The organism is Rhodococcus sp. p52 (genome assembly GCF_000763325.2).
Classification (GTDB): Bacteria; Actinomycetota; Actinomycetes; order Mycobacteriales; family Mycobacteriaceae; genus Rhodococcus; species Rhodococcus pyridinivorans.
The window spans coordinates 4,374,892-4,401,307 of record NZ_CP016819.1; the positions used below are offsets into that span (position 1 = coordinate 4,374,892).

The window sequence follows — 26,416 nt, forward strand, 5'->3', positions numbered from 1 at the left end:
ACCGCGCCCCGGCAATGCCGGTCTTCGTGGCGCAGAGCACGGGCGACGACTTCGTGCTCGTCCAAGGGGTCGACCCCATGGTCGACAAGTGGTGCTCGGCCGGCGCCGACGTCACCTACCGCCGCTACGACGTCGGACCCGTTCTGACGAAGACCGGGACGGGCCATCTGATCGGCATGTTCCCGGCCGTCGTCGAAGGCCTCGACTGGCTCGATCAGCGGTTCTCCGGCCGGGAATCCCAGTCCGGCTGCACCGCCCGACATCCCGCCGGAAGAATTTCTCGGGACCGTGTAACACCCTCAGTCGGCCGACAGATAGACCTGATGAGTGGCCGCGCAGACAACCCCCCGACATGTCTGCGCGGCCACTTGTCGTTTCGCGACCGCTACGGGTTCACAGGTGCGAGGTGTCGTTGACGAGCCGCACGGACGAGCCGCCGTCCGCGTAGAACTCGGCGATGCTGAGCGACGCGAGATCCAGGTGCAGGCGGTACAGCAGCGACGGGCCGGACTCGAGCGCCATCTGCAGGAACGTCTTGATGGGCGTGACGTGCGAGACGACCAGCACGGTCGAGCCGACGTAGTCGGTCAGCAGGTCGTCGCGCACCGAGGCGATCCGCTTGGCGACCTCGTCGAAGCTCTCGCCGTTCGGGGGTCGCACGGAGGTGTCGCCGAGCCAGCGGCGGTGCAGTTCGGGATCGCGACGCGCGGCCTCGGCGAAGGTGAGACCCTCCCAGTCGCCGAAATCCGTCTCGATCAGCCCGTCGTGCACCGTCACCGGGAGATCGAGGGCGTCGGCGGCCGCAGCGGCCGTCTCCCGCGCTCGCCCCAGCGGTGACGCCAGCACGGCGGTGATCCCGCCGCGGGCACCGAGTCGCCTGGCCGCGGCGACCGCCTGGTCGCGACCGAGTTCGGTCAGCTCCGGGTTGCCCCGCCCCGAGTAGCGACGCTCGACCGACAGCGAGGTCTGCCCGTGACGCAGCAGCAGAAGACGGGTCGGTGACCCGACCGCACCGGTCCAGCCGGGTGAAGGCGGCACTGCCGGATCGGGCACAGGCACGGCCGGCGGGGTGGCGACGTTCTCGGCCCCCGCATTCGACGGCGCCACGGGACGCGTCACAGTGTCGGACGCGACGTCCAGCAGCGCTTCGGCGGCCGCGTCCATCGCGGCGTTGGCCAGCCGGTCGGCGTAGGCGTTCTCCGCACGCGGGATCCACGTGAAGTCGACGGTGCGGAACCGGCCGGCGAGCTCCCGCGCCTGCGCGGCCAGCGGGATCATGTCGGCATGCTTGACCTGCCACCGTCCGCTCATCTGCTCGACGACGAGCTTGGAATCCATGCGGACGTGCACCTCGTCGGCGCCGAGCTCGGCGGCGGCCGTGAGACCGGCGATCAGACCCTTGTACTCGGCGACGTTGTTCGTCGCGCGCCCGATGCTCGCCTGGCGTTCGGCGAGGACGGTCCGATGGTCGGCATCGAAGACCACGGCACCGTAACCGGCCGGTCCGGGATTCCCGCGAGAACCACCGTCCGCTTCGACGACGACCGTCGTCACAGTCCGGATTCCTTGGTGCGGACCAGGATCGCGTCGCACTCCGGGCACCGGACGAGCAGATCGGCGGGTGCGGCCGCGATCCGGGCGATCTCACCGCGGTCCAGTTCGAGACGGCACGCGCCGCAGCGGCGGGCCTGCAGCAGTGCGGCGCCGATGCCGGACTTCTCGCGCTGCTTCTCGTAGAGCGTCATCAGTTCCGTAGGGAAGACGGCGAGCAGTGCCTCGCGGTCGCTGCGGCACCGCTGCTCGGCCACCTCGATGTCGGCGAGCGCCTCGTCGCGGGCCCGGACGGCGTCGCCGAGCTGGTCGTCGACCTGCGAGACCCGCGCACCGGCGTGGTCGTGGTCGGCCTTCGACGCCTCACGACGCTCCATGACCTCGAGCAGGTCGTCCTCGAGTGCCGCCTGGCGACGCTCGAGGCTGGTGAGCTCGTGCTGCAGTTCGGTGAGCTGCTTCGATCCCACCGAGCCGCTCTGGAGCATCGACCGGTCGCGGTCGGCGCGCATGCGCACGGCCTCGATCTCGCCCTCGAGCTTCCGGATGTCCCGGTCGAGGTCGTCGAGGATGATCTCGACTGCCACCGCGGCGTCCTTGCGCGCGTTGCGCTCGGTCTGCAAGCGGTCCACCTCCTGCTGTTCGGGCAGTGTCCGACGGCGATGCGCGAGGCGGTTCAGCTCTGCGTCCACGGCGGCGAGGGACAGCAGCTTGGCCTGCACGGTGGGTTCGACGTTCACTCGGGTGGTTCCTGCTTTCGATGGTGTGTCGGTGGACCGGGAGTCGGCGGCCACGCGGGACGTGTCGTAGCTGATTACCGTACCGCGCCCGCCGCGGTCGTCCAGGGATCGGTGCGCAACTCGCTGACCCGCGCCTGCCAGCCGTCCCGATCGGCGAACGCCCTATCGAGGACGTCGCGGGCCTGCGCGCACCACGGGTACTCGCTCGCCCAGTGCGCGACGTCCACCAGCGCGGGACCCCCGGCGCGCAGATGCTCGTCGGCGGGATGGTGCCGCAGGTCGGCGGTGACGTAGACGTCGACACCGTGCGCGGTGGCGAGCCCGAGGAAAGAATCACCGGATCCACCGCACACCGCCACGGTCCGCACCGGCCGGTCGGGGTCGCCCGCGCCGCGCACACCCCACTCGGTGGCGGGCAGAGCGGCGGCGACGTCGGCGGTGAACTCGCGCAGCGTGCGGGTCTGCGGCAGCTCCCCCACCCGGCCGAGCCCGCGATCGCTCGGCAGGTCGGCGAGCTCGATGATGTCGAAGGCCGGTTCCTCGTAGGGGTGCGCGTCGCGCAGGGCCGCGAGCACCGCCGCGCGCGACCGGCGCGGGGCGATGACCTCGATCCGGTCCTCGGGGACGCGTTCGAGGTCACCGACCGAGCCGATGGCCGGGTCCGCGCCGTCGACCGGGCGGAACTGGCCGGTGCCCGTGGTCGACCAGCAGCATTCGCGGTAGTTGCCGAGGGCACCCGCGCCCGCCGCGAACAGTCCCGCGCGCACCGTGTCGGCGGCGTCGGACGGCACCATGACGACCCACTTGTCGGTCGCGGGTTCGGGCTTGGCCTCGAGCGGTCGCAGGCCGGTCAGGCCCAGCGCTCCGGCGAGGGCGTCCGAGACTCCGGGGTTCGCGCGGTCGGCGTTGGTGTGCGCGGTGAACAGGGCGCAACCGCCGCGGATGAGGCGGTGGATCAGCGCACCCTTGGGGGTGTGCGCGCCCACCGTGTCCACTCCGCGCAGCAACAGCGGGTGGTGCACGAGCAGCAGTTGCGCACCCCACTCGAGCGCCTCGTCGACGACGGCCGCGGTCGCGTCGACGGCGAGCAGCACCTTGTGCACCGGCTCGTCGGGGTCGCCGGCGACGAGTCCCACCGAGTCCCAGCTCTCCGCCAGCGACGGCGGGTAGGCCGTCTCCAGAACGTCGATCACCTCACGCAGCGTCGCCGCCGTCACGTCCACCTCCAGCTGATCCGCTCTCTCCTACGCGCACGACCCTACGCGGCGGAAGACCGGACGAACGGGGAGAATGGCCCGGTGACCGTTCTCGCTGCCACCCAGCCGCTCGTGCTCCCCGCTCCCGTCGTCCTGTTCGATCTGGACGGCACGCTCACCGATTCCGCAACCGGGGTGATCAACGGGTTCCTCCACGCCGCCGAGACGACCGGTTTCGAGGCGCCCGACGGCGACCTGCAGTGGCTGCTCGGACCGCCCATGCGCGACACCCTGCAGAATCTCGGGCTCGACGAGGAGCAGGTCGCTGCGGGACTCGCGGCCTACCGGGACTACTACTCCGCGACCGGCTGGGCGGAGAACGCGGTCTTCGACGGCATCGAAGCGGTGCTCGATGCCGTGCGCGGGGCCGGGAGTCGCCTCGCGGTGGCGACGTCGAAGTCCCAGGCGTTCGCCGAGCGGATCCTCGACCACTTCGGTCTGACCGGATACTTCGAGTTCATCGGTGGTGCGAGCGACGACGGCGCCCGGCGGCACAAGTGGGAGGTCGTCGCGCACAGCCTCGCCGCTCTCGGGATCGATCCGCAGGATGCCGAAGCGGGCGGTACCACCGGTGTGGTGATGGTCGGCGACCGCGAGCACGACATCCACGGTGCAGGCCGGTTCGGCATCCCCACGGTCTTCGTCGAGTGGGGTTACGGGACCGAGACCGAGGGTCGTGCGGCGGCGCGGACGACCGCCTCGGTCGAGGAACTGCGGGAGGTACTCACGGGTGGACGCTGACGACCGCTTCCACGTGACCTTCGTGTGCACCGGCAACATCTGTCGGTCGCCGATGGCCGAGAAGATCTTCGCCGAGCACCTGCGGCGGGAGGGACTCGACGACCGGGTCCGGGGGAGCAGCGCCGGCACGCACGGCTGGCACGTCGGCTCCGAGGCGGATCCACGCACCGACGCGGTGCTGCAGCGGCACGGCTATCCCACCGGTCACCGCGCCGCCGAGCTCGGTGCCGAGCACCTGTCGGCCGACCTCGTCGTCGCCATGACCACCACCCACGAGCGGGCGCTGGCGCAGCTCGGTGTCCCGTCCGATCGCCGTGTGCTGCTGCGTTCGTTCGATCCCGACGCCGACGACGATTCCGTGCCCGATCCGTACTACGGCTCCCTCGACGAGTTCGAGCAGGTCCGCGAGCAGATCGAAGCCGCCGTTCCGGGCCTGCTCGAGCGGGTGCGGCAGCAGTGAGACGCACCTCACCGGCTACCGTGGATCTGTGCGCCGATTGACATTTCTCCTACGCCCCGGCTGGTTGGTCCTGGCACTGGTGGTCGTCGGCTTCGCCTACGCGTGCTTCACGGTCCTCGCGCCGTGGCAGCTCGGCAAGAACACGAACACCGAAGACCGCAACGGTCGCATCGCTGGGTCGATGGCACAGGATCCGGTTCCCGTCGGCGAACTGCTGGGCGGCGACGGTCCGACGATCGAGGACGAGTGGCGCCGGGTGCTGGCGCAGGGCTCCTATCTGCCCGAGTCGGACGTGCTCGTGCGGTTGCGCAACGTCGAGTCGCGGCCGGCCTACGAGGTGCTGACCCCGTTCGTCCTCGATTCCGGCGGAACGATCCTGGTCAACCGCGGGTACGTGCGGCCCGTGCGCGGCACCGAGATCCCCGAGATTCCAGCCGCGCCGTCCGGCACCGTCACCCTCGACGCCCGCATCCGGATGTCCGAGGGAACGGTCGAGGACAAGGCCCCCTTCGTCGACGACGGCTACCAGCAGGTGTACTTCATCGACGCCCCGCAGGTCGCGTCCGTCACGGGTCTCGATCTCGAGGACGTCTACCTGCAGCTCGACGCCGACCAGCCCGGCGGTCTCGGCGTGATCCCGCTCCCCCAGCTCGATTCGGGCCCCTACCTGTCCTACGGCCTGCAGTGGCTGGCGTTCGGGATCATGGCCCCGCTGGGTCTGGGTTACTTCGTGTGGGCCGAGCTGCGGGAACGTAGGAAGTCCAAGGGTTCGCAAGACGGTGGTGACGCAGCAGAGGCCCCGGCGGAAGCGGCACCGCGCACCGCGAGCGAGAAGCTCGCCGATCGATACGGCCGGCCGCGGTGACCGAGCCGACCACCCTGCCCCGATTCGAGGAGCTCCCGATGTACGCGACCGTCGACGACTACCTGGCCGACAAGGATCCGGCCGCCGTCGATGTGTTCCGGCACGTGCGCGCGATGATCCTCGACCTCGGCGGCGACGTCACCGAGCACGTCCACGCGTCGGAGATCTCCTGGTCGCGAGGCCGCCCGTTCGCGGCGGCGTTCGTCTACGCCTCGCGTCTCGAGGTGGCCCTGGATCTGCCGCGGCGCATCCACCACGCGACGCTGCGTGAGGCGTTCCCGAAGAAGGGGACAGTGACGACGCACCGGCTGAGCGTCTCGTCGGTCGACGAACTCGACGACCACTTCGTGGAGTTGCTGAACGTCGCCTACCGCACCGCGGCGGAACCGCGCGACTGACGTCTAGGGGATTTGTGTGGATCGGACCCCGCTAGACGGTGGCCGGATCCACCGGAATCGCTACATGTGATTGTGGGCGCGGAGGGTTTCGAACCCCCGACCGCTGGTGTGTAAAACCAGAGCTCTACCACTGAGCTACACGCCCGAAAGACGGCGGCAGGTGCCGCCGACTTCGCATCAGGACTTTAGCGCGGCGAGCGCTCTGGCCCAAGCTCCCTGGTCACGGGCCTCTCCGGGCTGGTTCTCCTCCGCGAACTGCACGATGCCGTCCTTGTCGATGACGAACGTGCCGCGGTTGGCGAAACCGAACTTCTCGTTGAACACACCGTAGGCCTGCGCGACCTCGCCGTGCGGCCAGAAGTCGGACAGCAGCGGGAAGGTGTAGCCCTGCTCGGCTGCCCAGATCTTGTGGCTCGGCGACGGGCCGACCGACACCGCGAGGATGGCGGTGTCGTCGTTCTCGAAGGTGGGCAGGTCGTCGCGGACGGCGCACAGCTCGCCCTGGCAGACGCCGGTGAAGGCGAGGGGGTAGAAGACCAGGAGCACGTTCTTGCTGCCCCGAAAGCTCGACAGCGTCACCTCCTGGTTGTTCTGGTCCTTGAGAGTGAAATCGGGGGCTTCGGCGCCCACGGCGATCGGCATGCGTATGGATCCTTACGTTCCGGGAGCCGGTTCAGCGGCGGGGACGGCCGGCCTTGGGCTGGACGAGGCGGCTGCCGATCCAGTCACCGAGGTTGGTGGCCGTGGTCTGGGTGAGGCCGGCTGTGGCGGCCGACTCGGCGATCTCGCTGGGCTCGACGTGATCGGGGCGCCCGGTCTTGGGGGTGAGCACCCACACGACGCCCTCGTCGGCGAGGGGGCCGATCGCGTCCATGAGGGCGTCGACCAGGTCGCCGTCGCTGTCGCGCCACCACAGCAGCACGACGTCGACGACCTCGTCGGAATCCTCGTCGAGCAGCTCGGTACCGGTGACCTCTTCGATCGCAGCTCTCAACTCGTCGTCGGTGTCCTCGTCCCAACCGAGTTCCTGCACCACGTGGTCGTGAGTGATACCGAGCTTGGAGACATAGTTCTTGGCATCCGCCGCGGCGACCACGGTGGCTCCTCCTAAGGGTTGTGGTGCGCGAATCGGATCCGCGTACCGGCGTGACGATCAATTGGTCAAAGCGAACATCGTTGCGGGCCTCAACGCAACCCGAATCGCTGGGAAAAGCGGGAGAATCTTTCCAGAGGGACCCATTGCACCGCCTCGCACGGTGTCCGTTCCGTCCTGTTGGCCGGGCCACGGCGTGATCCTTCGTCGCGGATGGGGGAAGATGAGGGGTGCATCATGTTCAGATGTCGATTGCGTCGGCTCCCACAAGAGCCGGCCGACGGAGAGGGCGCTCCACCTACGCGCCCACCACGATGAGGAGCAGACGTTGACAGACCTGATCCACGGATCCGACTCCCGAGAAGGCGCCGCACCGGGCGCGTCGGGACCGGATTCCTCGGCCAAGCCGGCATCGACCAAGGACAACCGTGTCCGGGTGATCCGCGAGGGTGTGGCCTCCTATCTGCCGGACATCGATCCGGCGGAGACCGAAGAGTGGCTCGAGTCGTTCGACGGGATGCTCGAGGCCGCGGGCCCCACCCGCGCGCGCTACCTGCTGCTGCGCATGCTCGAGCGTGCCAACGAGCGCAAGGTCTCCCTTCCCGCCCTGACCTCCACCGACTACGTCAACACCATCCCCACCGAGAGCGAACCGTGGTTCCCCGGTGACGAGGAGGTCGAGCGTCGCTTCCGCGCGTACATCCGGTGGAACGCGGCGATCATGGTCACCCGCGCGCAGCGCCCGGGTGTCGGCGTCGGTGGTCACATCTCCACCTACGCGTCGTCCGCCGCCCTGTACGAGGTCGGCTTCAACCACTTCTTCCGCGGCAAGGACCATCCCGGCGGCGGCGACCAGGTCTTCATCCAGGGCCACGCCTCCCCCGGTATCTACGCCCGAGCCTTCCTCGAGGGCCGCATCGGCACGGAGCAGCTCGACGGCTTCCGTCAGGAGCACAGCCACGCCTCGCTCGGCGGCGGCCTGCCCTCGTACCCGCACCCGCGCCTGCTCCCGACCTTCTGGGAGTTCCCGACCGTGTCCATGGGCCTGGGCCCGATGAACGCGATCTACCAGGCACGGTTCAATCACTACCTGCACGACCGGGGCATCAAGGACACCTCCGATCAGCACGTCTGGGCGTTCCTCGGCGACGGCGAGATGGACGAGCCGGAGTCGCGCGGTCTGGCGCACGTCGCGGCCACCGAGGGTCTCGACAACCTGACCTTCGTCGTCAACTGCAACCTGCAGCGTCTCGACGGCCCGGTGCGCGGCAACGGCAAGATCATCCAGGAGCTGGAGTCGTTCTTCCGCGGCTCCGGCTGGAACGTCATCAAGGTCGTGTGGGGCCGCGAGTGGGACGCCCTGCTGCACGCCGACAAGGACGGCGCACTGGTCAATCTCATGAACGCCACCCCCGACGGCGACTACCAGACCTACAAGGCCAACGACGGCGCGTTCGTGCGCGAGCACTTCTTCGGCCGCGACCCGCGGACGAAGGAACTGGTCAAGGACCTGTCCGACCAGCAGATCTGGAACCTCAAGCGCGGTGGCCACGACTACCGCAAGATCTACGCGGCCTACAAGGCGGCGATGGAGCACAAGGGTCAGCCGACGGTGATCCTCGCGCACACCATCAAGGGCTACACGCTCGGTAAGCACTTCGAGGGCCGCAACGCGACCCACCAGATGAAGAAGCTCACCCTCGAGGACCTCAAGTACTTCCGCGACATCCAGCGGATCCCGATCTCGGACGAAGAGCTCGAGAAGGATCCGAAGATGCCGCCGTACTACCACCCCGGCTTCGAGTCGCCCGAGATCCAGTACATGCTCGAGCGTCGCCGGGCCCTCGGCGGTTTCCTTCCGGAGCGCCGCACCACCGCGAAGCCGTTGGCGCTGCCCGCGGAGAAGACCTACGACGTCGTCCGCAAGGGTTCGGGCAAGCAGGAGGTCGCCACCACCATGGCGACGGTCCGTGTGCTCAAGGAACTGTTGCGCGACAAGGAGATCGGCAAGCGCATCGTGCCGATCATCCCGGACGAGGCCCGCACCTTCGGTATGGACTCGTGGTTCCCGTCGCTGAAGATCTACAACCGCAACGGTCAGCTGTACACCTCGGTCGACGCCGATCTGATGCTTGCCTACAAGGAGAGCGAAGTCGGGCAGATCCTGCACGAGGGCATCAACGAGGCCGGTTCGACGGCGTCGTTCACGGCGGTCGGGACGTCCTACGCAACGCAGGGCGAGCCGATGATCCCTGTGTACATCTTCTACTCGATGTTCGGTTTCCAGCGCACGGGCGACGGCCTGTGGGCGGCGGCCGACCAGATGGCACGCGGGTTCGCCCTCGGCGCGACGGCCGGTCGCACCACGCTGACCGGTGAGGGCCTGCAGCACGCCGACGGGCACTCGCTGCTGCTCGCGTCGACCAACCCGGCCGCGGTCACCTACGACCCGGCGTTCTCCTACGAGATCGCCCACATCTTCCGCGACGGTCTGCGGCGGATGTACGGCGGCACGGAGGGTGTCGACGGCTTCGGCGGTGAGGACGTCTTTTACTACATCACCATCTACAACGAGCCGTACTCGCAGCCGGCCGAGCCGGAGGATCTCGACGTCGAGGGCCTTCTCAAGGGCATCTACCTGTACAAGCGGGGACCGGAGTCGGGTCCGAAGGCGCAGATCCTGGTCTCGGGCGTGATGATGCCCGAGGCGCTGCGTGCGCAGAAGATGCTCGCCGACGAATGGGGAGTGTCCGCGGACGTCTGGTCCGTCACTTCGTGGGGCGAGCTGCGCCGCGACGGCGTCGAGTGCGACCGCCAGGCGCTGCTGAACCCCGGTGAGGAAGCCTCGGTGCCGTACGTCGCGTCGGTGCTCAACGACGCGGCGGGTCCGTTCGTCGCGGTGTCCGACTGGATGCGCGCGGTGCCCGATCAGATCCGCAAGTGGGTTCCGGGCGACTACACGGTGCTCGGCGCCGACGGCTTCGGCTTCTCCGACACCCGTGGCGCCGCCCGCCGCGTGTTCAACATCGACGCCGAGTCCACGGTGGTCGCGGTGCTCTCGGCACTCGGCCGCGAAGGCGCGATCGATCGTGAGAAGGCCGTCGAGGCGGCCCGCACCTACAAGATCGACGACGTGACGGCCGCCCCGGTCTCGATGGCGGATCCGGGCGTCGCCTGATCCGTCCGCCGGTCACGTCCGAGTGGCGTGACCGGCCGGGTCGCGGGCGCCGGGTACTTTCGTCCCATGGTCGACGAGCCGCAACCCCGCCGGACCGGGCAGGTACCGGGCGTTCACAGGGAACGCCCGGTACCGCCGTCCCGTCCCGAGCGGGCACCGCTGCCCGACGCGCTGCTCCGTCGGGTCAAGCAGTTCTCGGGGCGACTGTCCACCGAAGCGGTACACGTCATGCAGGAGCAGTTGCCCTTCTTCGCCGATCTCGACGCGTCGCAGCGGTCGACCGTGCAGCTGGTGATCCAGACGTCGGTGGTCGACTTCCTCGAGTGGGTGCGCAATCCCGACAGCGACCTGCGCTTCAGCCTCGACGCCTTCCAGATGATCCCGCAGGATCTCGCCCGGCGACTGACGCTGCGCCAGACGGTGGACATGGTCCGCGCGGCGATGGAGTTCTTCGAGCAGTGGCTGCCGGCCCTCGCCCGCAACGAGGAACAGCTCGTGGCGCTCACCGAGGCGATCCTGCGGTACGGGCGCGAGCTCGGTTTCGCTGCCGCGGCGGTGTACGCGGGGGCGGCCGAGTCGCGGGGCGCCTGGGACACGCGGCTCGAGGCCCTCGTCGTCGACGCCGTGGTGCGTGGGGACACCGGGCCCGACATGCAGTCGCGGGCCGCGACCCTCAACTGGGACGCGACCGCCCCGGCGACGGTGATAGTCGGTACTCCCCCGCCCGACCAGGGCGTCTCGGTGATCACCACCGTGCACACCGTCGCCCAGGAGCACGGTCGCGCGGCTCTCGCGGTGGTGCAGGGCGAACGCCTGGTGATGGTGGTCAGCGGTGAACTGCACGGGACGGTCGACGCGGCGGACTTCCGCTCCGAGTTGATGCGCGCGTTCTCCGACGATCCGGTGGTGATCGGTCCGACGACACCGACGCTGGCGACCGCACACGTCTCCGCCGTCGAAGCGCTCGCCGGCATGGAGGCGGTCGTGGGGTGGCCGGGGGCTCCCCGGCCGGTGCACGCCGCCGAGCTGTTGCCCGAACGTGCGCTGCTCGGTGATCCCGGCGCGATCGCCGCGCTCGAGGACTTCGTCGTCGCCCCGCTCGCAGCCGCCGGGCCGTCCCTCGCGGACACGCTGGACGCATACCTCGACAGTGGGGGCGCTGTCGAGACTTGCGCCCGGAAGCTGTTTGTTCATCCAAATACCGTGCGGTATCGATTGAAGCGGATCACAGAAGTAACGGGTCGGGATCCCACAAATCCTCGCGATGCGTACGTGCTTCGAATCGCTGCCACGGTAGGCCGCCTGGCACGAAGCCATAACGAATTGAGATCGCCTGCACCACCTGTCACACGATTCACAATTCGCGAATCGGACACGTAACGTCCCCGGCCTTTCCACCGATAGCGAGCACCGACGTGCAGATTTGTGGGAACCCTACAAATCGAGGGGCAACCTTTCATCGCTACCGACATCTCGCAGGCACCCGTTCGCGGTGTTCCCTGGTGATCGTGATTTCGCTGCTTGCCCCCGGCCAGGGGTCTCAGACACCCGGAATGCTCGCCCCGTGGCTCGAGCAGTCCGGAGCGCGCGACCGGATCGACCGGTGGTCGCAGACGGCGGGACTCGATCTCGCGCGTCTCGGCACCACTGCCACCGCCGAGGAGATCACCGACACCGCGGTGACCCAGCCGCTCGTGGTGGCCTCCGCCCTGCTCGCCTTCGAGGATCTCGACCGTCGCGGCCTCGTGCCCGCCGACACGATCGTCGCCGGCCACTCCGTCGGCGAACTCGCAGCGGCCGCCATCGCGGGTGTCATCAGCGCCGACGACGCCGTCGCCCTCGCCGCCGTCCGCGGAGCCGAGATGGCCCGCGCCTGCGCCCTCGAACCCACCGGAATGTCCGCCGTCCTCGGCGGCGCCGAGGACGAGGTGCTCGCGCGCCTCGCCGAGTTGGATCTGGCCCCCGCAAACATGAATGCGGCCGGTCAGATCGTCGCAGCCGGGCGCCTGAGTGCGCTCGAGGAACTCGCTGCGAACCCGCCCGAGAAGGCCCGCGTCCGCGCCCTGCCGGTCGCCGGTGCCTTCCACACCCGATTCATGGCACCCGCCCAGGACGCCGTGGCTGCCGCCGCGGCGAAGATCACACCATCGGATCCGACGCACACGCTGCTGTCGAACTACGACGGCAAGCCCGTCACCTCCGGAGCCGACGCCCTCGAACGTCTCGCAGCTCAGGTCACCCGGCCCGTCCGGTGGGACCTGTGCACCGCCTACCTGCGCGCGGCGCAGGTGAGCCGGATCGTCGAGCTTCCCCCCGCCGGCACGCTGGTGGGCATCGCCAAGCGCGAGATGCGCGGCACGCCCACCGTCGCCCTCAAGACCCCCGCGGAGATCTCCGCTCTGGCCGAAAGTCTTCAACTCGGTTAGGTTGCTGCGCGCGCCGTCGCACAGCACGGGCACCTCACCGGGACCTCCCCGGACCCCCGACCGGAAACATCCGGCCGGTTTCGAACGACATAGTCGACAGATCGAGAAGGGAGCCACATCGTGGCCGCCACCCAGGAAGAAATCATCGCCGGTCTCGCGGAGATCATCGAAGAGGTCACCGGCATCGAGCCCTCCGAGGTGACCGTCGACAAGTCCTTCGTCGACGACCTCGACATCGACTCGCTGTCCATGGTCGAGATCGCCGTCCAGACCGAGGACAAGTACGGCGTGAAGATCCCTGACGAGGATCTCGCCGGTCTGCGCACCGTCGGTGACGCCGTGAACTACATCCAGAAGCTCGAGGCCGCAGGCGTTCAGGCCACGAACGACAACGAATGAGTTCTGCTGTGACCTCCCCTTCTCCTCGGGCACTCCGCAACGTCGTCGTCACCAGCCTCGCGGCTACGACGTCGATCGCCGGCGACGTGGACGCCACCTGGAAAGCACTGCTGGCCGGTGAGAGCGGGATCGGCACCATCGACGGCGGATTCGTCGACGAGTTCGACCTCCCGGTGCGCATCGGCGGAACCCTGAAGGTCAGCCCCGACGAGGGACTGTCCCGGGTGGAACTCCGTCGCATGAGCTTCGTCGAGCGCCTCGCGCTCACCCTCGGGCGCACCGTCTGGCAGAACGCCGGCAGCCCCGAGGTCGACCAGGACCGTCTCGGTGTGGTCATCGGTACGGGCCTCGGTGGCGGCGAGTCGCTCATCGACGCCGTCGACAAGCTCCGTGCCGGCGGCTACCGCAAGGTCTCGCCCTTCGCGGTGCAGATGATCATGCCGAACGGACCGTCGGCCACCGTCGGGCTCGAACTCGGTGCTCGCGCAGGGGTCATCACCCCGGTCTCGGCGTGCTCGTCCGGATCCGAGGCGATCGCCAACGCGTTCCGCATGATCGCCTTCGGCGACGCCGACATCGTCGTCACCGGTGGTGTCGAGGGTCAGCTGGACGCGGTCGCCACCGCGGGCTTCGCGATGATGCGGGCGCTGAGCACCCGCAACGAGGACCCGAAGGGCGCCTCGCGTCCGTTCGACAAGGACCGCGACGGTTTCGTCTTCGGCGAGGCCGGCGCACTGATGGTCCTCGAGAGCGAGGAGCACGCCAAGGCACGCGGAGCGACCATCCACGCTCGTATCCTCGGCGCCGGCATCACCTCCGACGGTTACCACATCGTCGCCCCCGATCCGGAAGGTACGGGAGCGGCTCGGGCCATGCGGCGAGCGATCGAGACCGCCGGGCTCACCAAGGCCGACATCGGGCACGTCAACGCGCACGCGACGGCCACCCCGATCGGCGACGTGGCCGAAGCCAAGGCCATCAACGCGGCCGTGGGCAACCACGCCGCGATCTACGCCCCCAAGTCCGCGCTCGGTCATTCGATCGGTGCGGTGGGTGCACTCGAAGCAGTACTCACGGTCCTGGCTCTGCGTGACGGGGTCATCCCGCCCACGCTGAATCTCGAGAACCAGGATCCAGAGATCGATCTCGACGTGGTCAAGGGCGAACCACGTTCCGGCCGGATCGATTTCGCGCTGAACAACTCGTTCGGTTTCGGTGGGCACAACGTGGCGCTCGCATTCGGTCGCGCCTGACCGTCGACGCCGCTGCGCCCCATGCGGTGGAGGCTCCACCCGGAGCCTCCACCGCAGCCCACCACCACCGCGTCTGCCCGAGGAGCACCCGATGACCATCCTGGATCCAGCCACCCTGCGTGAGACGACGGTGGACCCGAGAGATCCGTTGGCCCGTCTCGAGAAACTGTTCGACCCGGGCAGCCTGGAACTGCTGCACACCCGCGACAAGTCGGGCGTCCTCGCCGCCGTCGGCGAGGTCGACGGCATCCGCACCGTCGCATACTGCTCCGATGCCACCGTCATGGGCGGAGCCATGGGCGTCGAGGGATGCAAGCACATCGTCTCCGCCATCGACCACGCCATCGACCACGAGATCCCCGTGGTCGGCATCTTCCACTCCGGTGGCGCGCGTCTGGCCGAGGGCGTCGAAGCCCTCCACGCCGTCGGCCTGGTCTTCGAGGCCATGGTCCGCGCGTCCGGTCTGATCCCCCAGATCTCCGTCGTTCTCGGCTTCGCGGCCGGCGGGGCCGCCTACGGCCCGGCCCTGACCGACATCGTCATCATGGCCCCCGAGGGCCGTGTCTTCGTCACCGGACCGGACGTGGTCCGCAGCGTCACCGGTGAGCAGGTCGACATGGAGTCGCTCGGCGGCCCCGACACGCACACCAAGAAGTCCGGTGTCGCGCACATCGCCGCGCACGACGAGGCCGACGCCCTGCACCGGGCCCGCCGCCTGGTGTCGATGCTGGCCGATCAGGGCGAATTCGACGTCGTCGCAGCGACACTCGGCGACACCGACCTGCGGGCGCTGATGCCCGCGTCGCCGCGACGCGCATACGACGTGCGGCCGATCGTCCACCAGTTGCTCGACAACGTCGACGGCGAGTCCTCCTTCGAGGAACTGCAGGCCGGCTGGGCCCGCAGCATCGTCACCGGCTTCGGCCGTCTCGGCGGCCGCACGGTCGGGGGCATCGCCAACAACCCGCTGCGCCTCGGCGGCTGCCTCAACTCCGAGAGCGCCGAGAAGTCAGCGCGTTTCGTGCGGATGTGCAACGCCTTCGGTGTTCCGCTCGTCGTCATCGTCGACGTTCCTGGTTACCTTCCCGGTGTGAGCCAGGAGTGGGAGGGTGTCGTGCGACGCGGCGCCAAGTTGCTCCACGCGTTCGCCGAGGCGAAGGTTCCCCGTGTCACGCTGGTGACGCGCAAGATCTACGGCGGCGCGTACATCGCGATGAACTCCCGGGCGCTCGGGGCCACCGCCGTCTACGCGTGGCCGGAGTCCGAGGTGGCCGTGATGGGCGCGAAGGCCGCTGTGGGCATCCTCCACAAGAAGGCCCTCGCCGCGGCTCCCGAGGAAGAGCGTGAGGCGCTGCACGACCGTCTCGCCGCCGAACACGAGGCGATCGCCGGTGGCGTCGGTCGTGCGATGGCCATCGGTGTGGTCGACGAGATGATCGATCCCGCCACCACGCGCAGCACCCTGGCCGCCGCGCTCGCCGCCGCACCCGCGGTTCGCGGACGGCACAAGAATATTCCGCTCTGATCCGGACACAGCACGAGAACACCGGCACCGCTCCTCGGAGCGGTGCCGGTGTTCTCGTATCAGGAAGATGTGGGGTGCGTTCCGGTCGCGTCGCCGGGGCGGCGGACCGCGGTCAGCCGACGTCCCGGCGGAGCCACGTCACCTGAGCGCCTTCGTCGCCGCTGCGGTACGGCTCCAGCTCTTCGTCCCATGCCGTTCCGAGGGCGCGGTGCAGTTCGCTCGTGACATCGGCGGAGGACAGCATGGCGCGCAGACGCATCTCTCCGACGACGATGTCGCCGTTGGCGCTGGTGCACCCGCGCCACAGACCCAGTCGGGGGGGGTAGCTGAAACGTTCGCCGTCGACGCCCTCGCTGGGATTCTCGGTGATCTCGAAGCGGAGCATCGGCCACGACCGCAGCACGTCGGCCAGTCGCGCGGCCGTGCCCACGGGCCCGACCCAGTCGACGCAGGTGCGCAGCAGCCCCGGTGCGGCGGGCTGGCCCGTCCACGAGAGATCGGGCCGGCAGTCGAGGATGTCGGCCAGTGCCCATTCGATGTGCGGGCACACCGCCGCCGGTGAGGAGTGGACATAGATCACCCCCGCCGTGGCATCCGCGAATTGGTTGGATGCGCGCATACATTCACCTCCGGTTCGACCAGGACGTCTTCCCCAACGACCTTCGTCGACCAAGGCTTCTCCATGCAGGCTGCGTACAAGTGTGCCCGTGTGGCGTGTGTTTCGCCAGCGAACCAGAGAGGTTCATGTGAATTCGGTGATGATCGCGTCTCCGAGGGCAGGCCAGAGCGGTTTGGCCCAGTCTCCGAACGCACGATCAGTAAGTACCACAGCGGCGACGGAAATTTCGGGATCTACCCAAATGAATGTGCCCGATTGACCGAAATGACCGAAAGTACGCGGTGAATTACCGGTGGCGGTCCAATGCGGATTCTTCTCACCGCGGATCTCGAATCCGAGGCCCCAGTCGTTGGGCTTGAACATCCCGTAACCGGGCACGAGTCCGTTCAGACCCGGAAACTGCACGCTGGTCGCCTCGGTGAGGGTTTCGCGCGAGACCAGCACGGGGTCGAGCAGCTCGCGCGCGAACAACGCGAGATCGGCGACCGACGACTGCGCCCCGTGACCCGCCGGCCCCGGCAGGGACGAGGACGGCATGCCGAGCGGCTCGAAGACCGCTTGCCGGAGGTATTCCGGGAACTCGATACCGGTTTCCGTCTCGACGAGTTCGGCAAGCACTTCGAAGCCCGCACTCGAGTAGATCCGCTTCCGTTCGGGTTCGGTCTGCACGGTGCGCTCACCGAACGCCAGACCGGAGGCGTGGGCGAGCAGGTGGCGCACCGTCGACCCCGCGGGGCCCGCGGGCTGGTCGAGCTCGATCGCGCCCTCCTCGACGGCCACCAGCGCGGCGTACGCCACGAGCGGCTTCGTCACGGATGCGAGTGGGAAGACCTCGTCGAGGTCTCCCCTGGACGCGACCGTTCCGCCGTCGCGGGTCACCACCGCGGCGGCGGAACGGTCGACAGGCCAGTCGCTGAGCAGATCGAGGCTGTGCACGCGATCAGCCTACGAGACGCCCCGGCGGCGCGGGGTCACCGGTCGGTACCGGTCACCAGTCGGCTTCGGTGTAGCGGATGACGCCGCGGATGTTCCTGCCCTCGAGCATGTCCCGGTATCCGTCGTTGATCTGCTCGAGGGTGTAGGTACGCGTGACCATGTCGGCCAGGTTCAGTTGACCGGACTTGTACAGGTCGAGCAGGTTGGGGATGTCGACGCGCGCGTTGCAGCCACCGAAGATGTTGCCCTTGAGGTCCTTCTGCAGCATCGAGAGCAGGAACGAGTTGAGCTTGACGTCCATGTCGGACATGTAGCCCATCGCCGTGACGACGCACCGGCCGCCCTTGGCCGTGAGTGTCAGTGCCGGATCGACCAGCTCGCCCTTCATCTCGCCCACGGTGATGATCGTCGAGTGGCACATGCGGCCCCACGTGATCTCCATGATGGGCACGATGGCCTCCTCGATGGAGGCGTAGGTGTGGGTGGCACCGAACTTGAGCGCCTGCTCCCGCTTCCACGGCTCCGGGTCGATCGCGAACACGTGGCGCGCACCCGAGGCGACGGCGCCCTGCAGAGCGCTCATGCCGACACCGCCGACGCCGATGATGGCGACCGAGTCGCCGGCCCTGACCTCGGCGATGTTCGTCGCCGAACCCCAGCCGGTGGGCACGCCGCAGCCGACCAGCGCCGCGAGCTCGAAGGGTACGTCCTTGTCGATCTTGACGACCTGGCTCTGGTTGACCGTCATGTACGGCGAGAAGGTGCCGAGGAGGCACATCGCGATCACGTTCTCGCCGCGGGCCTGAATGCGGTAGGTGCCGTCGGAGATCGCCTGGCCGCCGAGCAGTCCCGCCCCGAGGTCGCACAGATTCGAGTGCCCCGAGGAACAGGACGGACACCGTCCGCACGCAGGGATGAAGGACAGCACGACGTGGTCGCCCACCTCGAGACCCACCACACCCTCACCGACCTTGGTGATCACGCCCGAGCCCTCGTGACCACCCATGGCGGGGAAGGACGGCATCGGGGTTGCGCCCGTGACGATGTGATGGTCGGAATGGCACATGCCGGCGGCTTCCATGCGGATCTGCACTTCGCCCGCGACGGGATCGCCGAGGTCGATCTCCTCGACGGACCACGGTTCGTCGATGCCCCACAGCACTGCACCCTTGGTCTTCATCTGGCTCGCCCTCCATCGCATTGCCGGTTGTGCACGTGACGATAGCCACAATCGCACAGAATTGGAACAGGTTCTACATGCTTTCCCGGTCCGGTGGGACACCCGCGCTCGATACGGTGAGAGGCAGTCCCGCGGGTCACCACCGCCCGAGCGTCCGAGGAGATGCCGTGTCCGACAATCCGGAACTCACTTTCCACGGGGCGGCGAGAACCGTCACCGGTTCGTGCGCGACGGTCGAACTCGGCGACGCGCGGATCCTGATCGACTGCGGACTGTTCCAGGGCTCCCGCAGCCTCGAGAACCTGAACGTCGCAGAGTTCGCGTTCCCCCCGGAGTCGGTCGACGCCGTGATCCTCACCCACGCCCACATCGACCATTGCGGCCTGCTCCCCAAGCTCGTCGCCCGCGGCTTCGACGGCCCGATCTTCTGCACGGCCCCCACAGCGGAATTGCTCTCGTTCATGCTTGCCGACTCGGCTCGCATCCAGGAGTTCGAGGCCCAGCGCCGCAATCGGCGACGCGACCGCGCGAACCGCGCCGAATTCCACCCGATCTACACCGAGGAGGACGCCCGGCTCGCCGCCTCACGCGCCCGGCCGATACCGCTCGAGGAGTGGTTCGAACCGGCGCCCGGTTTCCGGGTCCGCCTGTGGAATGCCGGACACATCCTGGGATCGGCCTCGGCGGAGATCGAGGCCGGCGGTGTGCGGATGTTGTTCTCGGGGGATCTGGGGCCGGAACAGAAGGCCTTCCACGCCGATCCGGAAGGTCCGACCGGACTCGACTACGTCGTCTGCGAATCCACCTACGGGGACCGCTCACGCCCTCGACTCACGATCGCCGAGCGCCGCGACCTCCTCGCCCGGGAGGTGAACGAGGCACTCGGGCGGGGCGGCAACCTGATCGTGCCGTCGTTCGCGCTCGAACGCACCCAGGAGTTGTTGCTCGACATCGGATATCTGCTCGATGACGAGCGTATTCCGGGGGTGCCGGTCTTCGTCGACTCCCCGCTGGCGATCCGCGCGACCGACGTCTTCGCCGCACATGCCGGAGAACTCGAGGATCTCGACGGCCGGAACGTCTTCCGCCATCCGGGCATCCGGTACACCACCGAGGCCGAGGAATCGATGCGGATCGACAGCTACGATCGCGCGATCATCATCGCGGCCTCCGGGATGTGCGAGGCGGGACGGGTTCGGCACCACCTGCGGAACAACCTCGCCCGCCCCGACTCGACGGTGCTCTTCGTCGGCTATCAGGCGCAAGGCACGCTCGGCAGGGTGATCCTCGAGGGTGCCTCGAAGGTCCGGATCTCGGGTGAGGACATCGATGTCCGGGCACGGATCCGGCGGATCGACAGCTACTCCGCACACGCCGATCGCGGCGAGTTGGTGCAATGGGTCGGGCAACGCGCGCCGATCTCCGGTGCAGTCTTCCTCGACCACGGAGAACCCGATGCGCTCGCCGCCTTCACGGCGGCGCTGCACGACCTCGATGCCGGACTGAACGTGGTCGTCCCGGAGATCGGCGCCCGATACCGGCTCGTGGCGGGCGGTCCGCCCGAGCACATCGCCACGGTCGCACCCCCGGCGCCGGTGCACGTCGGCCGCGACTGGCAGAACGAGTACGCCGAGTTCGCTACCGGTCTGCGCGACCAGCTGCTCGAGATCGACGACCCGCGCACCCGGGAGCGCGCGATCGCTGCGATGCGGAAGGTGCTCGACGAATACCGCACGGGTGCCCAGACCCCGGAGGAGCACCGGCGCCACTCGAGGCCGGGCCGGCGCAAGCCTCCGCCCCGCCGGAGGCGCCGTTTCTGAGCGTGATCCTCATGTTCGACCGCGGCGAGGGCCGCCGCATCGGCATCGGACAACGGAGGACGAACCATGACGACGAAGGCGCTCGCGCCCGACGTATCCACGTGGCCGGCAGAGAACCCGCAGCTCATCGGCAGCCGCTGCGACGACTGCTCCGCGACCACATGGCCCACCCAGCCGCGTTGCCCCCCCCGGTGCAGCGGGGCAAACTTCTCGGAGCTGCTGCTGCCGCGTCGCGGCACGCTCGTGGCATGGACCACGCAGGGCTTCGTGCCGATCTGATCCGCACACATCCCATCGAGGAGTTCCCGACATCGTGAACGACGTTGCCATCATCGGGGTGGGCCTTCACCCGTTCGGTAGATTCGGCGCCAACCGGCATTCCCTTCACCAACGTGTTCAACACGTGCGCGACGTCCGCTTCACCGCCGATCCCGCCATGCTCGGTCTGCCCGCCTGGTACGCCGAGAACGGACAGTTCGTCACCACCAAGTTCTTCGGCATGAAGGCGAACCGCTACGCCATCGACCACAACATCTCGCACAAGACGCTCGCACGGGTCGCGGCGAAGAACTACCGCAACGGCGGCCTCAACCCGAATGCCTTCCGCCGCACGGAGTTCAACATCGACGACATTCTGTCGTCGCCGATGCTCAACTACCCGCTCACGGCGAAGATGTTCTGCGCGCCGGACGAGGCTGCCGCAGCGGTGATCATGTGCCGCGGCGATCTGGTGTCGAAGCACACTACCGAAACGCCGGTCTACCTGCGCTCCAACGCGATTCGCACGCGCGCCTACGGCGCGTACGAGGTCCGTGTGACGTGGGCGTCGGTCGAGGAGGACGTCTCCCCCACCGTCTACGCAGCCAAGGCCGCCTTCGAGGGCGTCGGCACCAGCCCCGAGGGCGTCGGCATCGGCCCCGAGGGCGTCGAGGGAGCCACCGCGATCGGCGGATCCCTCCCTGCGAACACCGACGGGTGGTCTCATCGTCAACGGTGAACCCGTCGACGTCTCCGGCATCCGCCAGGTCCACGAACTGGTGTTGCAGCTGCGCGGTCCGGCCGGCGAGCGGCAGATTCCGGGCGAGCCGAAGGTGGGCCTCGCCCAAGTCCACGGTGCCCCGGCACCGCAGCCGCATCGATCCTGTCACTCCGAGCACCACGTAACCGCACGAAAGTTCGGTCGCCGCACGAGATCCCAAGTGCGGTGGCCGAACTCGTCCCAGGGACACCGCGAGGCCGGAATCACAGCGCCCCGAGGCACTTTTCGCAACCGGAGGAAGGTACTGTCCAGCTCAGCGAGTCGAACGCGGGGGACGACTCTCGGCATCACTTCGAGTCGAGGCGTTCATCCGTGCGTCGATCCGTCGTGTCCCGTCGTGGCTTCCGCAGCCTTGCGGTCGGTCTCGCAGGCCTCTCGTCGCTCGTGTTCGGCACCGCCACCGCGCACGCCGATCCCGAGCAACCCGACGCCGAGCCCGCCACCGCCTACGTCGAGGGCGTCGACGAGGTGACCGACCAGCACTGGACGGTCCGCGTCTATTCCCCGGCCGTGGATACCGTGATCCCCCTGGACGTCCTGCGTCCGGCCGATCCGAGCGAGCCGCGGCCGGTCGTCTACGCTCTCGGCGGCGCGGGTGTCGGGGTGATCGACGGCACCGGGTGGATGGAGAGCAGCGACATCGCCGAGTTCTTCTCGGACAAGAATGTCAACGTGGTCATCCCCGCCACCGGCAACTTCAGCTACTTCACCGACTGGGATCTCGACGATCCGGTTCTCGGTCGCAACCGGTGGCAGACCTTCCTCCTCGAGGAACTGCCGCCCGTCGTCGACGAACTGCTCGACGCCGACGGCAAGCAGTCGATCATCGGGATGTCCATGAGTGCCGGCTCCGCGCTGGACCTCGCGATCCGGAGCGGCGACCTGTACTCCGGCGTCGCATCCCTCAGCGGATGCGTGCGCACCAGTGATCCGGTCGGTCAGCTGTACGTGAGGCTCGTCGTCGAGCGCCGCGGCAAGGGCGACGTCGAGAGCATGTGGGGTCCGGCCGACGGGTCCGCGCTGGGCCGAGCACGACGTCTACCTCAATGCGGAAGGCTTGCGCGGCAAGGCCTTGTACCTGTCGAGCCGCAACGGTCTGCCCGGCACGTACGACGTCCCCGGTCAGGAACGCGCGGCGGGTGAATCGTTCGCCACGCAGATCGTCGCAGGCGGAGCGATCGAGGCCGCCACGAATGCCTGCACGCACCAGCTGGTGGACCGGCTCGAAGCGCTCGACATCCCGGTCACGGCCGAACTCGATGCCGACGGAACGCATTCGTGGGGTTACTGGGAGGACGACCCGCGCAAGGCGTGGCCGATCCTCGCCGAGTCGATGGGCGCTGAGGCCTGATCGCGAGGCTTCGCTCGCGGGGGGCCTGATCCCGAGGCGTCACTCGCCGGGGGGCCTGATCCCGAGGCGTCACTCGCCGGGGTCCAACCGGATCCGGGCGACCACCGAACGGTGATCCGCCCTGGGAAGGTCGTCGGAGTCGAACGCGACGGCCGTCCCGTTCCCGACGAGGATGTGATCGATCGCCACCAGCGGCGGGCCGGGGTTGTCGGTCGGATAGGTACGCACCGCCCCCGCTCCCGCCTGCTCCGCGGCATCGGCGAAACGCCCCGAGAGCAACGCGCGGAACTGCGCATGGTCGTAGGTGGCGTTGAAATCGCCACCCACGACTGCGGGGACGTCGGCCGGAGATCGATCGAGGATGTCCTGCAACCGTGACAGTTCGGCAGCCCAGTCCTGCGCGTCGAACACCGGTGGGACCGGGTGGAACGCGTGGACCGCGACCGGTCCCGCTCCCGGTACGTCCGCGAGCGCAGAGAGTTGACGGAAGACGAATCCGTCGTGTTCGACGGTGTCCGACAGCGGAAATCGGCTCCAGATCCCCGTTCCCGACGCCAACTCTCCGGGGACGAGATACCGATGGGGTAACAGCTCGTCGAGACCGGCACGGGTGAGTCCATCGACCCCCGCAGAGGTGAGTTCGTTCACCGTGAGCAGGTCGACGTCGCGGTCCCGGACCCGGGACACGACGACCTCGGGATCGGCACCCCTGTCGAACAGAATGTTCGCGTGCATCACGGTGATATCGGGACCCGCACCGGCCGCAGCCGTCGCGACGTGGAGAGGCGCCTGGGTCCAGACCGCAGTCGCAGCAATCGCACCCGCAACGAGGGCCCCGAATAGGCGTCGACGGACGGCAAAGGCGATCAGCCCGATCACCGCACCGGCCATCAGATACGACGCGCCGGACGCTGCGAGCACCAAGGGTTGGGCCGACCACCTACCGAAGTGGAGCGCGAGACCGACCGCGCCTGTCGCGGTTGCCGTCCACCCGAGAACGTCCGATCCGAGCCGGAGCCACTTCGCCGTCACCACGCCACACAACCATGCCGCAGGTCGCGTGCGCGAGGACCCGTCACCGATCGGAGCGGGAGGCGATCGCGGCGAGGTGCGTCGCGAGCCGGTCCGCGGCCGCCCGAAGTTCCGGTGGCTCGAGGACGACCGCCTCGAAACCCATTCGCGCGACGTGCATCACGACCCAGTCCGGGTCGTCCGCGCCGACGACGAGCACGCACCACCCGTCCTCGTCGTCCTCGACCCGCCCGACCTGCGGCGGCACCATGTCGCGCACCTGGCCGGCGTCCGCCCGCAGGCGGATCCGCGCGATGTACCGGTAGGGCGACTCCGTCACGGACCGCTGGACGTACGACACCGGATCGGGATGCTGCCGCGGCCGGAACCGCCAGGTCGTGAGGGACACGTCGCGCATCCGGTCGAGCCGGAAGGTGCGCCAGTCGTCGCGATCGACGTCCCATGCCATGAGGTACCAGCGCTGTCCGGCAGCGACCATCCGCACCGGTTCGACGGTGCGCTCGTCGTCCGCCTCCTGCCGGGTGGTGTACCGGAACCGCACACGGGTCGCGTCGCGGCACGCGCGGGCCAACGCCAGCAGCGTGTCGGCGTCGATCTCGGTGCCCGCGCCGACGACGGTCTCGGTGGCCCCGTAGATCGCCCGCACCTCCGCGCGCAGACGCGGCGGCATCACCTGATCGAGCTTTGCCAGTGCGCGCAGGGCCGCCTCGGCGGCACCGGCGATGGTGCTGCCCGACGCCAGTCGCAGCGACACCGCCGTGGCGATCGCTTCGTCGTCGTGCAGGAGCAGCGGCGGCAGTCTCGTGCCGGCACCGAGCTGATAACCACCGCCGACACCGGGGGTCGCGCGGACGGGATAGCCGAGGGCGCGCAACCGATCGACGTCGCGGCGCACCGAGCGATCGGTCACGCCGAGTTCCGCAGCCAGTTCGTCAGCGGTCCACGAGGGGCGACTCTGCAACAGCGCAAGCACCCTCAGAACCCGTTCGGTGGTCGACTCGACGGTCACACGACGATAGTCGCACGGATCACGGACCGAAGCTGTCCGGAATATGCGCCAACCTGGTGCCATGACAGAACTCGACTGGAACCACCTACTGCGACAGCAACTCGACTATCCGGTTCGCCGTCGCCTCGACGGCCTCACCGACGACGAATACTTCTTCGAGCCCGCACTCGACTGCTGGAGTGTTCGGCCGCGCGGGACGGGCACCGCTCCCCTACTGGGAGGCGCCGGGGCGATGACCATCGATTTCGCGGTCCCCGAACCGGATCCGCCGCCCATCACGACCATTGCGTGGCGGCTCGGGCATGTGATCGCCGGCGTGCTGGCGATGCGCAACGCGAGCCATTTCGGACGCACAGCCACCGACTACATGTCGTTCGAGTACGCAGCGACCGCGGACGAGGCCCTCGCCCAGCTCGATGCCGAACTCGCCACGTGGATTGCGGGCGTCGAGTCCCTCGGGGAAGACGGACTCGCCCGACCGTGCGGTGAAGCCGAAGGACCGTACGCCGAGTACCCGATGGGCGCGCTGGTCCTGCACATCCACCGCGAACTCATCCATCATCTTTCCGAGGTCTGTCTTCTGAGGGACCACTACCTGCACACCCATACCCGCGCCCGACAGGAGGCGAGCTGACATGGCCCGCGACATCCAGATCACGTTCGACTGCGCCGATCCCGCGGCTCTCGCGGACTTCTGGGCGGACGCCCTCGGCTACGAACTCCAGAAGCCGCCCGGCAATTTCGTGTCGTGGGACGACGCGCTCGACGCGATGGGGGTGCCACTCGAACGACGCAACGACGCGTCGGGCATCGTCGACCCGGACGAGGCAGGGCCCCGGCTGTTCTTCCAGAAGGTGCCCGAGGGCAAGCAGGCCAAGAACCGGATGCATCTGGACGTGCGTGCCGCGCCCGGACTCGACGGCGCCGAGCGCATGGCTGCCCTGGAAGCCGAGGCCGAACGGCTCGTCGCACGCGGGGCCACGCGCCTGGAGCGTCACGACCCGGCGCCGCCGTTCGGGGCCGGCCACATCGTCATGGCCGACCCCGAGGGCAACGAATTCTGCCTCGACTGAGACTTCGCATGGTCAGGCCGGTTCCGAGACCCAGTGGACGAGTTGCCAGATGATCCCGTTCGGATCGGCGAACTGGCAGTACCGTTCACCCCACGGCTCGGTCTCCGGCTTGGTCACGACCGTCGCACCGGCTTCCGCGATGCGCGCGAACTCGGTGTCGACGTCGTCGACGACGAAGGCGATGAGCATGCCCTGACCGGCCGGGCCGGCGACGGATTCCGGCTTGAAGGTCGACAGCCCGGTACGCAGGAACACGATGTTGAATCCTGCGTCCGGGTGAGTCAACGAGACGAATCCGTCCGCCGACATCTCCTCGGTGAAACCGAAGTGCCGGATCGCGAAATCTGCCGATGCGGCAGTGTCGGCGACGTTGAGCGACAGTGCTGTGGACTTGATTTTCATAGGACCTCCCCCAGAGCAGAAACCTTGTACGGCGTATAGAGTACTCCCGAGAGCGAGTTTTCGGGAGGCATTT

The 26,416-nt window shown here is 68.5% G+C and carries 27 protein-coding genes, 1 tRNA gene and 2 pseudogenes; 18 read left to right on the top strand and 12 right to left on the bottom strand.

Translation table 11 applies throughout. The annotated features are described in order from the left end of the window. The first annotated feature begins 14 nt into the window (after nt 1-14). Nucleotides 15-416, top strand: coding sequence for a lipase family protein (locus IM25_RS27045; protein ID WP_052040101.1), 402 nt, complete (start codon nt 15-17; stop codon nt 414-416). Here IM25_RS27045 and IM25_RS20175 read toward each other — a convergent pair. The 3 genes from IM25_RS20175 to IM25_RS20185 all read right to left on the bottom strand — a co-directional run bounded on the left by IM25_RS20175 (nt 394) and on the right by IM25_RS20185 (nt 3,511). Next, on the bottom strand, nt 394-1,554 hold the full coding sequence (locus IM25_RS20175; protein ID WP_033097784.1) for a bifunctional RNase H/acid phosphatase: 1,161 nt from the start codon (nt 1,552-1,554) through the stop codon (nt 394-396). The two genes, IM25_RS27045 and IM25_RS20175, sit on opposite strands and share 23 nt — an antisense overlap. Then, nucleotides 1,551-2,288 carry a zinc ribbon domain-containing protein gene (locus tag IM25_RS20180; RefSeq protein ID WP_033097783.1) on the bottom strand — a complete coding sequence of 246 codons (738 nt, stop codon included), beginning with the start codon at nt 2,286-2,288 and terminating at the stop codon, nt 1,551-1,553. Before IM25_RS20180 ends, IM25_RS20175 begins: the two co-directional genes overlap by 4 nt. A gap of 74 nt (nt 2,289-2,362) precedes the next feature. Next, the gene (locus tag IM25_RS20185) at nt 2,363-3,511 is read right to left on the bottom strand and encodes a Nif3-like dinuclear metal center hexameric protein (protein WP_033097782.1); all 1,149 of its coding nucleotides are present in this window, start codon (nt 3,509-3,511) and stop codon (nt 2,363-2,365) included. 75 nt (nt 3,512-3,586) lie between these two features. Here IM25_RS20185 and IM25_RS20190 point away from each other — a divergent pair, with 75 nt between their 5' ends. The 4 genes from IM25_RS20190 to IM25_RS20205 are packed head-to-tail and all read left to right on the top strand — an operon-like array spanning nt 3,587 to nt 6,008. Then, complete coding sequence (locus IM25_RS20190) at nt 3,587-4,285, top strand: HAD hydrolase-like protein (protein WP_033097781.1); 699 nt, start codon at nt 3,587-3,589, stop codon at nt 4,283-4,285. After that, nucleotides 4,275-4,745, top strand: coding sequence for a low molecular weight protein-tyrosine-phosphatase (locus IM25_RS20195; RefSeq protein WP_065996305.1), 471 nt, complete (start codon nt 4,275-4,277; stop codon nt 4,743-4,745). The genes IM25_RS20190 and IM25_RS20195 overlap by 11 nt, the downstream gene beginning before the upstream one ends. A 28-nt stretch (nt 4,746-4,773) precedes the next feature. Then, complete coding sequence (locus IM25_RS20200) at nt 4,774-5,610, top strand: SURF1 family cytochrome oxidase biogenesis protein (RefSeq protein ID WP_033097779.1); 837 nt, start codon at nt 4,774-4,776, stop codon at nt 5,608-5,610. After that, nucleotides 5,607-6,008, top strand: a complete 402-nt coding sequence (locus IM25_RS20205) for a DUF5655 domain-containing protein (protein ID WP_006554434.1) — start codon at nt 5,607-5,609, stop codon at nt 6,006-6,008. The genes IM25_RS20200 and IM25_RS20205 overlap by 4 nt, the downstream gene beginning before the upstream one ends. A 73-nt stretch (nt 6,009-6,081) precedes the next feature. Here the strand turns inward: IM25_RS20205 and IM25_RS20210 are convergent. The 3 genes from IM25_RS20210 to IM25_RS20220 form a co-directional block, all read right to left on the bottom strand. Beyond that, nucleotides 6,082-6,153 (bottom strand) — tRNA-Val (locus tag IM25_RS20210). A gap of 32 nt (nt 6,154-6,185) precedes the next feature. Next, nucleotides 6,186-6,650, bottom strand: a complete 465-nt coding sequence (locus IM25_RS20215) for a peroxiredoxin (RefSeq protein ID WP_006554436.1) — start codon at nt 6,648-6,650, stop codon at nt 6,186-6,188. A 31-nt stretch (nt 6,651-6,681) separates the two neighbouring features. Then, nucleotides 6,682-7,104, bottom strand: a complete 423-nt coding sequence (locus IM25_RS20220; protein WP_006554437.1) for a DUF3052 domain-containing protein — start codon at nt 7,102-7,104, stop codon at nt 6,682-6,684. A gap of 325 nt (nt 7,105-7,429) precedes the next feature. Here IM25_RS20220 and aceE point away from each other — a divergent pair, with 325 nt between their 5' ends. The 6 genes from aceE to IM25_RS20250 all read left to right on the top strand — a co-directional run bounded on the left by aceE (nt 7,430) and on the right by IM25_RS20250 (nt 15,882). Further along, on the top strand, nt 7,430-10,279 hold the full coding sequence (aceE, locus tag IM25_RS20225) for a pyruvate dehydrogenase (acetyl-transferring), homodimeric type (protein ID WP_033097778.1): 2,850 nt from the start codon (nt 7,430-7,432) through the stop codon (nt 10,277-10,279). Between the two features lie 66 nt (nt 10,280-10,345). After that, on the top strand, nt 10,346-11,659 hold the full coding sequence (locus IM25_RS20230; protein ID WP_006554439.1) for a PucR family transcriptional regulator: 1,314 nt from the start codon (nt 10,346-10,348) through the stop codon (nt 11,657-11,659). Nucleotides 11,660-11,787: 128 nt separating this feature from the next. Then, on the top strand, nt 11,788-12,705 hold the full coding sequence (locus IM25_RS20235; protein ID WP_024101330.1) for an ACP S-malonyltransferase: 918 nt from the start codon (nt 11,788-11,790) through the stop codon (nt 12,703-12,705). A 120-nt stretch (nt 12,706-12,825) separates the two neighbouring features. Then, nucleotides 12,826-13,104: a meromycolate extension acyl carrier protein AcpM gene (acpM, locus tag IM25_RS20240; RefSeq protein ID WP_006554441.1), complete on the top strand. Its 279-nt coding sequence runs from the start codon at nt 12,826-12,828 to the stop codon at nt 13,102-13,104. Then, nucleotides 13,101-14,357, top strand: a complete 1,257-nt coding sequence (locus tag IM25_RS20245; RefSeq protein ID WP_162836414.1) for a KasA/KasB family beta-ketoacyl-ACP synthase — start codon at nt 13,101-13,103, stop codon at nt 14,355-14,357. Before acpM ends, IM25_RS20245 begins: the two co-directional genes overlap by 4 nt. A 91-nt stretch (nt 14,358-14,448) precedes the next feature. Beyond that, a complete protein-coding gene (locus tag IM25_RS20250; RefSeq protein ID WP_065996307.1) occupies nt 14,449-15,882 on the top strand; it encodes an acyl-CoA carboxylase subunit beta in 1,434 nt (477 codons plus the stop codon). A gap of 112 nt (nt 15,883-15,994) precedes the next feature. On the opposite strand, the gene IM25_RS20255 is transcribed toward IM25_RS20250, so the two are convergent. The 3 genes from IM25_RS20255 to IM25_RS20265 all read right to left on the bottom strand — a co-directional run bounded on the left by IM25_RS20255 (nt 15,995) and on the right by IM25_RS20265 (nt 18,617). Then, a complete protein-coding gene (locus IM25_RS20255; protein ID WP_065996308.1) occupies nt 15,995-16,501 on the bottom strand; it encodes a DUF3145 domain-containing protein in 507 nt (168 codons plus the stop codon). 123 nt (nt 16,502-16,624) lie between these two features. Then, on the bottom strand, nt 16,625-17,437 hold the full coding sequence (locus tag IM25_RS20260; RefSeq protein WP_006554445.1) for a serine hydrolase domain-containing protein: 813 nt from the start codon (nt 17,435-17,437) through the stop codon (nt 16,625-16,627). Between the two features lie 52 nt (nt 17,438-17,489). Further along, a complete protein-coding gene (locus IM25_RS20265; protein WP_006554446.1) occupies nt 17,490-18,617 on the bottom strand; it encodes an NDMA-dependent alcohol dehydrogenase in 1,128 nt (375 codons plus the stop codon). 167 nt (nt 18,618-18,784) lie between these two features. On the opposite strand from IM25_RS20265, the gene IM25_RS20270 reads away from it, so the two are divergent. The 5 genes and pseudogenes from IM25_RS20270 to IM25_RS27500 all read left to right on the top strand — a co-directional run bounded on the left by IM25_RS20270 (nt 18,785) and on the right by IM25_RS27500 (nt 22,827). Continuing rightward, nucleotides 18,785-20,437 carry an MBL fold metallo-hydrolase gene (locus tag IM25_RS20270; protein WP_006554447.1) on the top strand — a complete coding sequence of 551 codons (1,653 nt, stop codon included), beginning with the start codon at nt 18,785-18,787 and terminating at the stop codon, nt 20,435-20,437. 66 nt (nt 20,438-20,503) lie between these two features. Then, a pseudogene (locus IM25_RS20275) lies at nt 20,504-20,710 on the top strand (Zn-ribbon domain-containing OB-fold protein); the annotation flags it as partial. Between the two features lie 40 nt (nt 20,711-20,750). Then, nucleotides 20,751-21,587 (top strand): annotated as a pseudogene (locus tag IM25_RS20280) (thiolase family protein); the annotation flags it as partial. 201 nt (nt 21,588-21,788) lie between these two features. Beyond that, nucleotides 21,789-22,619 carry an alpha/beta hydrolase gene (locus IM25_RS20285; protein WP_331712433.1) on the top strand — a complete coding sequence of 277 codons (831 nt, stop codon included), beginning with the start codon at nt 21,789-21,791 and terminating at the stop codon, nt 22,617-22,619. Continuing rightward, on the top strand, nt 22,549-22,827 hold the full coding sequence (locus IM25_RS27500) for a hypothetical protein (RefSeq protein ID WP_230810182.1): 279 nt from the start codon (nt 22,549-22,551) through the stop codon (nt 22,825-22,827). The genes IM25_RS20285 and IM25_RS27500 overlap by 71 nt, the downstream gene beginning before the upstream one ends. Nucleotides 22,828-22,896: 69 nt before the next feature. Here IM25_RS27500 and IM25_RS20290 read toward each other — a convergent pair whose 3' ends face one another. After that, on the bottom strand, nt 22,897-23,862 hold the full coding sequence (locus IM25_RS20290; RefSeq protein WP_065996311.1) for an endonuclease/exonuclease/phosphatase family protein: 966 nt from the start codon (nt 23,860-23,862) through the stop codon (nt 22,897-22,899). A 40-nt stretch (nt 23,863-23,902) separates the two neighbouring features. Next, nucleotides 23,903-24,868, bottom strand: coding sequence for a helix-turn-helix transcriptional regulator (locus tag IM25_RS20295; protein ID WP_033097775.1), 966 nt, complete (start codon nt 24,866-24,868; stop codon nt 23,903-23,905). 61 nt (nt 24,869-24,929) lie between these two features. On the opposite strand from IM25_RS20295, the gene IM25_RS20300 reads away from it, so the two are divergent. Together IM25_RS20300 and IM25_RS20305 are read left to right on the top strand one after the other, a co-directional pair. Continuing rightward, nucleotides 24,930-25,502, top strand: coding sequence for a DinB family protein (locus IM25_RS20300; protein WP_033097774.1), 573 nt, complete (start codon nt 24,930-24,932; stop codon nt 25,500-25,502). Between the two features lies 1 nt (nt 25,503). Then, nucleotides 25,504-25,941, top strand: coding sequence for a VOC family protein (locus IM25_RS20305; RefSeq protein ID WP_006554454.1), 438 nt, complete (start codon nt 25,504-25,506; stop codon nt 25,939-25,941). Nucleotides 25,942-25,953: 12 nt separating this feature from the next. Here the strand turns inward: IM25_RS20305 and IM25_RS20310 are convergent, their stop codons facing one another. Next, nucleotides 25,954-26,343 (bottom strand): VOC family protein, encoded by a 390-nt coding sequence (locus tag IM25_RS20310; protein WP_006554455.1) that lies wholly within the window; start codon nt 26,341-26,343, stop codon nt 25,954-25,956. Nucleotides 26,344-26,416: the final 73 nt, after the last annotated feature.